9 protein-coding genes are annotated in these 12,225 nt (G+C 64.0%); all 9 read right to left on the bottom strand.

Annotated features, from left to right (window positions below; genetic code table 11):
- Positions 1-251: 251 nt before the first annotated feature.
- Positions 252-638, bottom strand: coding sequence for a hypothetical protein (locus Q0H23_RS00250; RefSeq protein ID WP_293834495.1), 387 nt, complete (start codon positions 636-638; stop codon positions 252-254).
- Positions 639-977: 339 nt separating this feature from the next.
- A complete protein-coding gene (gene rpoD, locus Q0H23_RS00245; RefSeq protein ID WP_293834760.1) occupies positions 978-2,252 on the bottom strand; it encodes an RNA polymerase sigma factor RpoD in 1,275 nt (424 codons plus the stop codon).
- Positions 2,253-2,397: 145 nt separating this feature from the next.
- Positions 2,398-4,296, bottom strand: a complete 1,899-nt coding sequence (gene dnaG / locus Q0H23_RS00240; protein ID WP_293834494.1) for a DNA primase — start codon at positions 4,294-4,296, stop codon at positions 2,398-2,400.
- Positions 4,297-4,318: 22 nt separating this feature from the next.
- Entirely contained in the window at positions 4,319-5,605 is a 1,287-nt protein-coding gene (locus Q0H23_RS00235; RefSeq protein ID WP_293834493.1) for a riboflavin kinase, read from the bottom strand.
- The gene (gene truB, locus Q0H23_RS00230; protein WP_293834492.1) at positions 5,605-6,564 is read right to left on the bottom strand and encodes a tRNA pseudouridine(55) synthase TruB; all 960 of its coding nucleotides are present in this window, start codon (positions 6,562-6,564) and stop codon (positions 5,605-5,607) included. Before truB ends, Q0H23_RS00235 begins: the two co-directional genes overlap by 1 nt.
- Before the next feature lie 8 nt (positions 6,565-6,572).
- On the bottom strand, positions 6,573-7,649 hold the full coding sequence (locus Q0H23_RS00225) for a bifunctional oligoribonuclease/PAP phosphatase NrnA (RefSeq protein ID WP_293834490.1): 1,077 nt from the start codon (positions 7,647-7,649) through the stop codon (positions 6,573-6,575).
- A gap of 3 nt (positions 7,650-7,652) precedes the next feature.
- Positions 7,653-8,105: a 30S ribosome-binding factor RbfA gene (rbfA, locus tag Q0H23_RS00220; RefSeq protein WP_293834488.1), complete on the bottom strand. Its 453-nt coding sequence runs from the start codon at positions 8,103-8,105 to the stop codon at positions 7,653-7,655.
- Positions 8,106-8,187: 82 nt separating this feature from the next.
- Positions 8,188-10,803: a translation initiation factor IF-2 gene (gene infB / locus Q0H23_RS00215; RefSeq protein ID WP_293834486.1), complete on the bottom strand. Its 2,616-nt coding sequence runs from the start codon at positions 10,801-10,803 to the stop codon at positions 8,188-8,190.
- An 84-nt stretch (positions 10,804-10,887) separates the two neighbouring features.
- Entirely contained in the window at positions 10,888-12,147 is a 1,260-nt protein-coding gene (nusA, locus tag Q0H23_RS00210) for a transcription termination factor NusA (RefSeq protein WP_293814096.1), read from the bottom strand.
- Positions 12,148-12,225 lie beyond the last annotated feature (78 nt).

Genomic DNA, 12,225 nt, shown 5'->3' with positions numbered 1-12,225 from the left:
CCTTGATCGAGGCCGAAACTTAATGTCCACAATGGTGGGTAGTATTCGAGATAGGGTATGAGTTTGACCTGGCGAGGCTAAGGAGGCTCACCATGCATGACGGCTACGATGATGACTTCGACCTTGATGACTACCTGCACATATGAAAAAAGCCCCATGCGAGGCTTGATTCGGAATGACATGCCATGATATCGCGGCATGAAGAGGGCCGCCCTCTCGGACGGCCCAATCGGTCGCTACTTTGATATCGGCTAATCGTACGGGATGACTTCCGGTTCCTCGTCAAAGGAGTCGAAGAACGTGATCCTGGCGTGAGGGGCGCCGTCCCTGTCCTCCCATATGACGGTGACGTCGCGGGACTTGTCGAGCGGCGTCGAGCCGTCGGGCGCGGCGTGCCGGTCTGCCTCGGCGAGCCACAGCGGCTCGAATTCGCCGCGCTCAGACTCGTCGATTACCCACCCGTACATATCCCAGACCTTATATCCGCCGATGATCTGCTGGGCGACGTCGATCTCGTCGAAGTAGAAGTACTTCCCTCGTGGGTTCAGGTGTTCGTTGAGGAGATTGACGGAGTCGACGACGTAGTCGGACCACCCGCCGACCGTGTCAGCTTCGCGTCTGATTCCAAATACGCGCATAAATATCGACCCTCCTTACGCCCAGACAACATCGAACAGAAATAATCTTCGGGGCTTTCGAGACGACGCACAATCCTTGTTAAACGTCGCACGCTACGACAAGCCTACCGCAAGCACGATGGTTGGTACGGTGTTAAAGACGTTCTCGAGCGTCCTCACAGGCCGCAAGATAAATGAAACACGCCATCCCGTATTTGCGGGAATGGCGTGTTCTTCGTTACCTTATGCGTCATCTGGAGGACAGAGAAGATGATGACTCGGAGCAAACAAAACACTTAGGCATTATTGGGTAACAAGAACGTATTGAATACCCATCTACCCGGTGATTTGCAAACGCGCTTACTCCTCCATATAGTCCTTGAGCTTGCCGGAGCGGCTCGGGTGGCGGAGCTTGGCGAGGGTCTTGCTCTCGATCTGGCGAATGCGCTCGCGCGTGACGCCAAACTCGCGGCCGACCTCCTCGAGGGTGCGCGGGTGACCATCCTCGAGACCAAAGCGGAGCTTGATGACCTTACGCTCGCGATCCGCAAGACCATCGAGCACCTGCTCGAGCTGCTCGCGAAGCATTGAGTCGCTCGCGGCCTCGGGAGGAGCGACAGCCTGGGAGTCCTCGATGAAGTCGCCGAGCTGAGAATCCTCTTCCTCGCCGATCGGCGTCTCGAGAGAGACCGGCTCCTGGCTGATCTTCTGGATCTCGCGGATGCGCTCGGCGCTCATGCCCATTTCCTCGCCGATTTCCTCGGGAGTTGGGTCGCGACCGAGGTCCTGCAGGAGCTGACGCTGCACGCGGACGAGTTTGTTGATCGTCTCGACCATGTGGACCGGGATGCGGATCGTACGCGCCTGGTCGGCGATAGCGCGGGTGATGGCCTGGCGAATCCACCACGTGGCATAGGTGGAGAACTTGAAGCCCTTCGTGTAGTCGAACTTCTCGACCGCGCGAATAAGGCCGAGGTTGCCCTCCTGGATGAGGTCGAGGAAGAGCATGCCGCGGCCAACGTAGCGCTTGGCGATGGAAACGACGAGGCGGAGGTTCGCGGAGATGAGTGACTGCTTGGCCTCGAGACCCACCTGCTCGACGCGATTGAGGCGGCGGAGCTCGACGCGGGAAAGCTCGAGCTCTCCCCTCTCGTGAGCCTCAAGCTTCTCCGTAGCCTCGGTGCCAGCCTCGATCTTCATGGCGAGGTCGACCTCCTCGGCAGCGGTGAGAAGGTCCACCTTGCCGATCTCCTTGAGGTACATGCGGACGGGGTCACCCGTGAGCATCACCGTGGCGGCGTCCTGACGGCGACGAGCCTTGAGGCTCGAGCCCTTCTTGGAGCGCTTGGGGGCGGCAGGAATCGCGGGGATCTTCTCGCGAGGCATATCGTCGTCATCGTCATCGAGGGAGCCGATACCGACGTTGTCATCGTCATCGTCGTCGCTAGACTCCTCGATATCAGAGTCCGGGTCGCTGTCGTCATCAGAGAGGACCTCGACGCCACGGGAACGAAGGGCCCCGTAGAGATCCTCGAGCTCGTCATCATCCACGTCGACGTCACGGAGAGCGACCTGAATCTCATCCTCGCTGACTGAACCGACGCCCTTGGCGCGGTCGACAAGCTGACCAAACACCCCCTCGAGATCGGCGGAGAGCTTGGTTTCCTTCTTTGCCTTCTTACTCGTTGCCACGGACTTCCTCTCGACATGGCCGTCGATGCACAGTTATTGCTATCTTACCCTGATATCGGGGTTTAACTCATAGAATTCCAGAGAATCGCTATTCAAGGGGCTGTGATGCCCGCAACTCACCCCGGCGCGCCCGGAGCTGCCCCAATTCCTGAAGCGCCTCGCGGGAGCGTGCCGGATCTGCGCCGCCGGCAAGAGACGCGGTGAGCATCGAAACCCTCCGGTCAATGGAGCGAATCTCAGCCTCGTTAACGACGAATTCGACGTTAGTCTGCGTGTCCCACGCGCTCGTCGAGGAGAAGGAGCTCGCCGAGAGAATCTTCGGCGCGTCCGGACAGGCGCGCGTCGCGGCGGCAACGACGTCTGCGGGCGTGGTGCCCACCGGCGTCGCGAGCATCGACCAGGCAATCGCCTCATGACGCGAATCAGCCCAGGCAAAGGTCGCGATGCGATCCGCGTAGCCACGGAACAGGTCGATGTTGTCCGCCATCATGGCGAGCAGGTTCCTCTCCGCCCGAATCTGCGTGCGATCCTCGGCAGAGAGCGCGCCAAGAGAGACCGAAGGCTGCGATTGCACCATAGGCTCGGGCTCTGGCACGTAGTCATAGCCGTAGTCATCTACGGGTGCATACTCTTCTCCATAGCCACCCGAGGGCGCGTACTCATAGCCATAGTCATCGGCGGGAGCGTTCCCCGTCTCCTCCCCCTCGACGGGTGTGGAGCGGATCTTCTCCTTCGTCACCTCGACGTCGATGCCAAGCCTGCCGGCGACCTGCTGCGCATAGCCATCGAGGAGGTACGAGGATTTGAGAGGCGCGAGCACCTTCGCGATCTCCTCGAGCGCGGCGATTCTCAGGCCGGGGCTCGAAAGATCGAGCGTTTCGAGCTTCTTGTCGACAACGAACTCGATGAGGGGCCTCGCCTGGCGCAGCTGTTCCTCCATCGCCTCGCGGCCGTGAGCCTTCAGGAACTCGTCAGGGTCCTGGTTGTCTGGAAGCACGACGCAGGTAAGCGACGCCTTCGTGCTCTCGACGTAGCGAACGGCGGCCTCCGCCGCATGCTGGCCGGCTGCGTCGCCGTCGAACATGCACACGATGGTCTTCGCGAAGCGCGATAGCGTGCGGATGTGGTCTGCGGAGAGCGCGGTGCCCAGTGCCGCCACCGTGTTGGTGAAGCCGGCCTCGTGCATCGAGATGACATCCATGTAGCCCTCGGTCACGATGGCGAAACCACGCGCGGCGATGTTCGCCTTCGCATAATCGAAGGCGAACATGTGCTTGGACTTGTGGAACACGCTCGTCTCGCGCGTGTTGAGGTACTTGGGCTTGGCATCACCCATCACGCGGCCGCCAAAGCCGATGCAGCGGCCTTGCTCGTCGTGGATGGGAAACATCACGCGGTCGAAGAAGCGGTCTCGAAGGCCGCCGCCGCGAGAGACGCCGAGATCAGCGGCCTCAAGCTCGCCGCGCGAGAAGCCTGCCTGCTGGAGCTCGCGCACGAGGGACACGGACGGGTCGGCATAGCCGAGATGCCAGCGGGAGCAGATGTCCGAGTTGAACCCACGGCTCGCGAAGTAAGCACGCGCGGCGGCGGCGCCGTCACCCCTCCCGCGCATGAGGCGGGTGGAGAAGGAGGCCTGGGCGGCCTCGAGCGCGTCGATCACGCGCGTGCGCTTGGGCCCGCGCCTCGCCGTACCCTGGCCCTCCTCGATGTCGATGTGGGCCCGCTCCGCAAGGAAGCGAACGGCGTCGAGGAAGTCGAGGCCCTCGCGCTTCATGACGTAGTCGAACACGTCGCCACCCGAGTGGCAACCGAAACAGTGCCACAGGCCAGTCGACGGCGTCACGTGAAACGACGGGCTCTTCTCGTGGTGAAACGGGCAGCAACCCCAGAAGTCGCCACCCCTCTGCCTGAGCACAACGGTCTCTGAGACGAGGTTGACGATGTCAGTCGCCTGGCGGACGCGCTCCTTGTCCTCCTCGGTAATCATGTGACACCCCCTGACCTCGTAGTTAGTTGATTCTGATGCCCCGTCCGCCGAGCGCGCGGCCCGTCCAGTCGATGTTTCCGAGCACCGTTCGCTCAAGCTCCTCGAGCGTGGCAAACGGGCGGGAGTCGCGCAGCCACCTCACGAAGGAGACGCACGCCTTGCTGCCGTAGAGGTCCCCGTCAAAGCCGATGAGGTTCGCCTCGAGAAGCGTGCCCTCGGGCGCCTCGCCCTCGAAGCTCGGCGGAAGGCCGACATTGATGGCGGCGGGATAGGCGCGGCGGATACCATCCTCATCCGCAACCGTGACAAAGCCGGCATAGACACCCTGCTCGGGCACGCATGCAGAGGGTTCGCAGACAATGTTTGCCGTGGGGAAGCCAAACGACGCCCCCTCTCCCCTGCCGTGCTCGACCCTGCCAACCACCATGTGCGGACGGCCGAGAAGCCCGGCGGCCTCCTCGACACGCCCCGCATGCACCAGCCCGCGGATGCGCGTCGCCGTAACGGGAGCACCGCCCTGTTCGAGGAGCTCGACGCCCGTGACGTCAAAGCCGCGGATATCACCGACCCTCCGGAGCAGTTCGAGGTTGCCCTCCCCATGGGCGCCAAAGCGGAAGTCAGACCCAACGAAGACGGCTTCGAGATAGTCCTCGAACTCGTCGCCAAAGATGAGGCCAAGTGCCTCGCCGGCAAACTCAACCCATGTGAGCGACGCGAACTCGCGGTCGAAGTCGACGCAGACGACCGAGCTGACATCCGAGCAATCCACATCCCCATCGAATGCGAGCATCGCGTTCACGCGTCCCTCGTCCGAAAGAAGCTTTGAAGAGGGGGTGGGACCGGAAAGCACGTCCGCCGGGTCTGGCGTGAACGTGAGAACGGCGAGCTTGTCTCCCCGCTCTGCCGCATCTCGCGCCGCACGCTGAAGGAGCTCCTGGTGGCCGAGATGCACTCCATCAAAGGCGCCGATTACGCAAACATAGCGATTGGACCTCAGGAGCTTCCGCCCATACGTCATGTACGAGACAAGTTTATCGGAACCCTCGGAGCCTTCGACTGCCAGAGAGGCTAGCGCCGCCGGCTCGGGCGTGTCGAGAAGACACACCGAGAGCGAGAGAAGCTCTCGCGCGCGGGCGGCGGCGAGGGGCCTCTCTGGCGCGAGGTCCATGAGCTCGCGGCCAAGCTCCGTAGAGCTTGCAGCAGCCACGGCCTCGGGCATCCCCGCAGGCGCGGCCTGCTCCCTTGCGGTCTTAGCCGTCAGCGAACTCTCCCGATTGCCCGGGAAAAGTTTGCGGAGCAAATCAGCCATCAGCGAACCCCTTCGATTGCCTGCGGGAAGTTGGTGGAGCAGACGAGATCGGTCGAGCGGCGTTGCCACACGCCCACGAGGGCGTGGTCCCATACGAGCGCAATCGGCTCGCCAGGCCTTGGCTCGCGAGTGACGCCATCGAGCGAGACGAGGCCCATGGGAATGTGACGCCCGCAGGTGATATCCGCAATCTCGGCGACCTCGACCGCGCGCGTGGCGATACCGAGGCAGGCAACCGGGTCTAGCACGCGGTCCGCCATCAAGTCGCGGCCGCGCTCGGCTAGCTCGTCGAGCGACACGCAGTCGGCGATTTCCACCATGCCCGCACTCGTGCGCCTCAGGCCGCAGAGGTGAGCATGAGTCCCGAGCGCAAGGCCCAGGTCACGCGCAATGCTCCTGATGTAGGTGCCCTTCGACACGTCGAAGTCGCACTCCCAGACGAGAGGCGACTCTACCGTACCCTCGCCGGTGACGGAAAGCAGGCCCGCCTCGTGGATGATCACATGGCGAGGCGAAAGCTTAACCTCCTTGCCCTCGCGCGCGAGCGCATAGGCACGCTTGCCGCCCACGCTGATGGCACTGAAGGCGGGAGGCATCTGATCAAGCTCGCCCACAAGGCCTGACACCGCACGCGCGGCGGTGTCAGCATCGAAAAGCTCGGAAGGCACCGCAGAAGATGCGATGACCTCGCCCTCGGCATCATCGGTCGTGGTCTGCGAGCCAAACTCGATGCGCGCGCGATAGCTCTTGCGGTCGAGCGTGAGCATGCCAAGGAGCTTGGTCGCCTGTCCCACGCCAACCACGAGCACGCCGGATGCGTCCGGGTCGAGCGTGCCGGCATGCCCCACGCGACGCTCGCCGAGCGCGCGCCTCACGCGGGAGACCACATCATGCGAGGTCATGCCACACGGCTTGTCAACCGCGAGAAGGGCGTTGATTGCAGATATGCCACGTCGCATAGGTGTCGTTATGCCTCTCGGTCGATGTTCAACGATAGCTGTCGAGCGATGGGGCCGGGACTCTCGCCGGGACCCGCGGCGAGGACGGCTCGCATGAGCGGCAGGACCGCGGCGAGCGTGGCATCGATGCCCATGTCCGTCGTGAAGCCGGACGCGGCTTTGTGGCCACCTCCCCCGAAGGCGCGCGCGACGCCGGATATGTCATGGTCTCCCTTGGAGCGCAGGTTGCCGCGAATGAGGCCGTCCGGCGTCTCCTTGAGGAAGAGGGCGAGCTCGGAACCCTCGACGCTACGAACGACGTCGATGAGGCCGTCGCACTCGTCAGGCAAGGCGCCCGTACGCTCAAGGTCCTTCCTCGTGGCGTAGCTGTAGGCGATACGCCCGTGCTCGAACGTCACAATCCTGCCCATGACCACGCTCTCGAGGTGGAGGTAGGCGAGCCTGAAGCTCTGATAGACGTTGAGCGAGATGAGCGAAGGCGACGCGCCCGCATCCACAAGCATGCTGGCGCACTCGAACGCCTCGGAATCCGCGTTCTGGTACTGGAAGCGGCCCGTATCCGTCACGATCGCGCAGAACAGGCAGTTGGCGATATCGGGAGTGATCGTGGCTCCCATCGCAAGCGCGAACTCCGCGATGATCACGCCGGCAGCGGCCGCGTCAGGACGAATGAGCGCAACGTCGCCGAAAGGCGTCGTGGACGGATGGTGGTCAAGGACCGCGACATGAGCGCTGCGCTCGAGCACCGCCTGGGCTTGATTCAAACGCGAGGCAACGGATAGGTCGACAATGATGAAGAGGTCAGGGTTGCCCTCATACGCGCTTGCGCGAACGAAGGAGTCCGCCCCAGGGAGGAAGCGGTACAGGCGCGGCACAGGGTCGTTGTCTGCGAGCAGGTTCGTGACGTGCTTGCCCTCCCAGTGCTGGGAGATGAGCTGCGCGAGCGCAAGGCCAGAACCCAGGGCGTCGCCGTCCGGGTTGGTGTGCGCGCAGATGACAATCTCGGTCGCAGCATCAATGAGTGCCGCCACCTGCGCGAACTTCTCTCGTTGTTCTGAGAAGACCTTCTCGTCCCCTACGTTCATGGTTTAAGCCTCAGCGTCCTCTTCGAGAGCGTCGACATCATCAGCGCCATCGGCGTCCTCATCGTCCCCGGCGCCATCGACGATGGGATAGCCGAACTCGTCCTTCTCGACGTCGATCGTGGGAGGACGGTTCTCGAGGGCGACGGCGATGCGCTCGGCCTCGTCGGTAGTGGTGTCGAGAGAGAAGGCGAGCTCGGGGGTCACGCGCCAACCGAGGGCACGGCCAAGCAGCGAACGGAGGCGACCCTTGGCGCGATTCAGTGCCGCCATGACGGACTCGTAGCGCTCGGGCTCGCAGGAGACGTAGGCGCGAACGAAGGAGCGGTCGACGGACACCTCGCAACCAGTGAGGGTCACAAGCTCGAGATCGGGGTCGGAGATCTCGAACAGGAGGATGCTGGCGAGCTTCTCACGCGCAATCTCGCCGTTCCTACGCGAAGAGGAGTTCTGCTTCATCGTTTCCACCTTCTTTGGTCAAGTAGGGGCGACCCACGTTGGGCCGCCCCAGGTACGTTACTAGCGTTATACCCGCCCGAGGCTACTCGGTGCGCGCGACCTCGTCGATGCGGTAGGCCTCGATCTGGTCGCCAGGCTTGATGTCCTGGAAGTTCTCGAGGCCGATGCCGCCCTCGAGGCCGCTGCGGAGGGTCTTGACGTCCTCCTTGTAGTGGCGCAGGGACGCGATCTTGCCGTTGTAGACGACGATGCCGTCACGGACGAGGCGCACGGAGTTGGTAGCAGCGATCTCGCCTTCCTCGACGCGGACACCAGCGGCAATGCCGACCTTCGGAACCTTGAAGGTGTCGAGGACGAGCGCCATGCCCGTGGAGACCTCGACCTCGGTGGGCTTGAGCATGCCGATACGGGCGGCATCGAGGTCCTCGAGGGCCTTATAGATGACGTCGTAGCAGCGAATCTCGACGCCCTGGTGTTCAGCGGCGGAGCGAGCCTTGGCGTCCGGACGCACGCCGAAGCCGATGATGATGGCATTGGAGGCGTCGGCGAGGGTGACGTCCGTCTCGGTGATGGCACCGACGGCGGAGTGAATCGTGTTGATGCGGACCTCGGACTGGTCCATCTTGTCGAGGGAGTCCTGAAGAGCCTCGATCGAACCCTGGACGTCGGCCTTGATGACGAGGTTAAGCTCCTTGACCTCGGCGTCCTCCATCGTGGAGAAGAGTGTCTCGAGCGTGACGTGCTTGACGCGGTTCTGCTCCTCGATACGGGCCTTGAGGGCGCGCTGCTCGGCGAGGGCGCGGGCCTCGCGGGCCTCGGTGAAGACGCGGAACTCGTCGCCGGCGGCAGGAACGCTCTGGAGACCGAGGATCTCGACCGGGTCAGAGGGGCCAGCCTCGGTGACCGGACGGCCCTTCGGATCGAGCATGGCGCGGACGGAGCCGTAGGCCATGCCGGCAACCAGGGAATCGCCGATGTGGAGCGTGCCGCGGGTCACGAGGACCGTGGCGACGGAGCCGCGGCCGCGATCGAGCTTGGCCTCGAGGACGTTGCCGGACGCGAAGGTGTTCGGGTTGGCCTTGAGTTCAAGAACGTCAGCCTGGAGAAGGACGGTCTCGAGAAGCTCATCGATGCCGATCTTCTTCTTCGCGGAGATGTTGACGAACATGTTCTGTCCGCCCCACTCCTCCGGGATGATGCCGTACTCGGTGAGCTCCTGGCGGACCCTGTCGGGGTTGGCGCCGGGCTTGTCGATCTTGTTGACGGCCACGATGATGGGCACACCGGCGGCCTTCGCGTGGTTGATCGACTCGACGGTCTGGGGCATGACGCCGTCGTCCGCGGCGACGATCAGGATGACGATGTCCGTCACCTTGGCACCACGGGCACGCATGGCGGTGAAGGTCTCGTGACCAGGGGTGTCGATGAAGGTGATCGTACGGTCGCCGATCTTGACCTGGGACGCACCGATGGCCTGCGTGATGCCGCCAGCCTCGCCGCTGGCAACGCCGGTGTGGCGGATGGCGTCGAGCAGCGACGTCTTGCCGTGGTCGACGTGGCCCATGACAGTCACGACGGGAGCACGCGGGAGAAGGTCAGCCGGATCGTCGTAGAACGTGAAGGAGTTCTCCTCCTCCTTGCTCATGACCTTGACCTCGCGACCGAGGTCATCGGCGACGAGCTCGATAAGGTCGTCGGACATGGACTGCGTCATCGTGAGCGGGCTGCCCAGGAGGAACAGGCGCTTGACGATGTCAGAGGCGGGAACGTCGAGCAGCTCGGCGAGCTCGGCGACGGTGGAGCCAGTCGGGACCTTGACCATGCCAATCTCGGCGACGTTCTGGTCGTTGGCGATGGCCTCCTCGATCGCCTGCTCCTTGGCGGCCTGCTCGGCCTGCTTCTGGCGGCGCTCCTTGCGCTTCTTGCGGCGGCCGGTCGACTCGCGGGACGCCTCCTCGACGCTCGCGCGAGCCTCCTCGAGGACGCGCTCGCGGTTGTACTCCTCGGCTGCCTTGGCCATGCGGCTGTAGCGATCCTCGCCGTCATCATCGGCGTGACCCTTGCGCTTGCCGCGACCGCGCGCAGCGGCGGCCTTCTCGGGCGTGGCGGGACCCTCGTCCTTGGGGGCGCTCTTCGCGGAGGTGTGCTGGTTGCCGCGACGGGCACGGCTCGGGGCGGCCTCGGCCTTCTTGGCGGCCTGCTCCTCGCGCTGAGCCTTGAGGATCTGCTCCTGCTGGGCGATCTGGTCGAGCAGGCTGGTCATAGAAGGCACGGACTTGGGGGCGTTGTCGCGGACGCGATTGCGCTCCTCCTCTTCCTTGCGCTTGCGCTCGGCCTCGGCGCGCTCCTCTTCCTTGCGCTTGCGCTCGGCCTCGAGGCGAGCACGCTCCTCGGCCTCCTTGGCACGCTCGGCCTCGCGGCGCTTCTCGGCCTCGAGACGCTCCTCCTCGGCGCGGGCGCGCTCCTCGGCCTCGGCCTTGGCCTTCTCCTCGGCCTCGGCCTGCTTGGCAGCCTCGATCTCCGCGGCGCGGGCCTCGAGGATCGGAGCCATCTTCTTACGAATCATCGAGACGTAGGCATCCTCGAGGGTGCTCGAGGCGGACTTCGCCGGGATCTTCATGTCGGCGAGGTGGCCGAGCATCTCCTTGCTCGTCATGCCAAATTCCTTGGCAAGGTCATGTACGCGGGTCTTTGCCATGTGACCTACCTTCCTGTGCGGGCAATCAGTGCGGGTCTTGCCCGCGGGGTTTCAAGTCAAGTGAGCCGTCTGGGCTCGAGCGTCCTAAATCAGGGAGTCCGGGTCGTCGGAGACCTCGACGTCGTCGCCGGCAAGGGCAATGGCCTCGTGGACGCCGCAGTAGCGGGAGTTGGGGCGAGCCATGTTGCGGCAGCGGACACCGTTGGCGCCGACATACTCGCAGCGATGAGCCTCGTCGACGTCGATGAGGTCCTCGGGCTCGGCAGAAGGCGCGGAGATGCCCTCGAGCATGCCGGCGGCGAGCGACTCGTTCTTGATGTCGATGTGCATGCCGGTCAGGCGAGCGGCGAGGCGGGCGTTCTGACCCTCCTTGCCGATGGCGAGGGACAGCTGGTCATCCGGGACGATGACGGTGGCGTAGTTGGTGTCCTCGTCAAACAGGACGCGGGAGACCTTCGCCGGGGAGAGCGCGTTGGCGACGCAGCGAGCCGGGTCGTCGCTCCACAGGACGACGTCGACACGCTCGCCACGGAGCTCGCCCACGACGGTGCGCACGCGGCTGCCCTTGGGGCCGACGCAGGCACCGACCGGATCGAGGCGGTCATCGAGGGAGGAGACGGCGACCTTGGAGCGGACACCGGCCTCACGAGCGATGGAGCGGACCTCGACGACGCCGTCGTAAATCTCGGGGACCTCGAGCTCGAAGAGGCGACGGAGGAGCTCCGGGTGGGTGCGGCTCACGACGATGGACGGGCGGGAGTGCTCGCCGCGGACGGGCTGCACGGTGGCGTTCGGGTCGCGGACGTCGATGATGACGGCCTTGATGCGCTGGTTGTGGCTGTAGCGCTCGCCAGCCGGACGCTCGTTGCGCTCCTCCGGGTGACGCTTGCGATCGAAGTGCGGGAGCTCGGCCTCGACGCCCTCGCGAATCTTGACGATCGTGAAGTCAGGCGTGGACTGGAGGACGGTACCGGTGATGATGTCACCGACGCGAGCGGAGAACTCCTCGTAGATCTGCTCGCGAGCGGCGTTGCGGACGATGGCGTTGATCTCGGCCTTGGCGTGCTGCGCGGCGATGCGGCTCGTGTCCTTAGGCGTAACGTCGACCTCGTCGAACTCGGTGTAGTTGCCCTCCTCGTCCATCGAGTCATCCTTCGGGATGAGCTTGTAGACGTAGATCTTGCCGGTGGTGCGGTCAATGGTGACCTTGGCGCCGAAGTCGAGGTGCATGACGTTGGCGTAGCTCGCGGCGAGCGACTGCTCGAGGCGGTCGAGCAGGTAGAGCTCGTCGATGTGCTTCTCCTGGCAGAGCATCATCAGGGCTTCCATCATCTCAGATGCCATGTGCGTTCCTTCCTGGTTATCTCTCATATGGCTCTAGGCCATTCGTATCCAAACTGAGTGCGAAACGGGCAAACCCGC

This window comes from uncultured Parolsenella sp. (assembly GCF_934660935.1).
Taxonomy (GTDB): Bacteria; Actinomycetota; Coriobacteriia; order Coriobacteriales; family Atopobiaceae; genus Parolsenella.
Note: the sequence above shows the minus strand (reverse complement) of the source record. Positions and strands in the feature narration are given on the sequence as shown.

Coding starts and splice junctions, on each gene's coding strand:
- rbfA (WP_293834488.1), bottom strand. CDS start 8,105: ATGAAGCAGAACTCCTCTTCGCGTAGGAACGGCGAGATTGCGCGTGAG.
- Q0H23_RS00235 (WP_293834493.1), bottom strand. CDS start 5,605: ATGGCTGATTTGCTCCGCAAACTTTTCCCGGGCAATCGGGAGAGTTCG.
- dnaG (WP_293834494.1), bottom strand. CDS start 4,296: ATGATTACCGAGGAGGACAAGGAGCGCGTCCGCCAGGCGACTGACATC.
- Q0H23_RS00250 (WP_293834495.1), bottom strand. CDS start 638: ATGCGCGTATTTGGAATCAGACGCGAAGCTGACACGGTCGGCGGGTGG.
- truB (WP_293834492.1), bottom strand. CDS start 6,564: ATGCGACGTGGCATATCTGCAATCAACGCCCTTCTCGCGGTTGACAAG.
- infB (WP_293834486.1), bottom strand. CDS start 10,803: ATGGCAAAGACCCGCGTACATGACCTTGCCAAGGAATTTGGCATGACG.
- Q0H23_RS00225 (WP_293834490.1), bottom strand. CDS start 7,649: ATGAACGTAGGGGACGAGAAGGTCTTCTCAGAACAACGAGAGAAGTTC.
- nusA (WP_293814096.1), bottom strand. CDS start 12,147: ATGGCATCTGAGATGATGGAAGCCCTGATGATGCTCTGCCAGGAGAAG.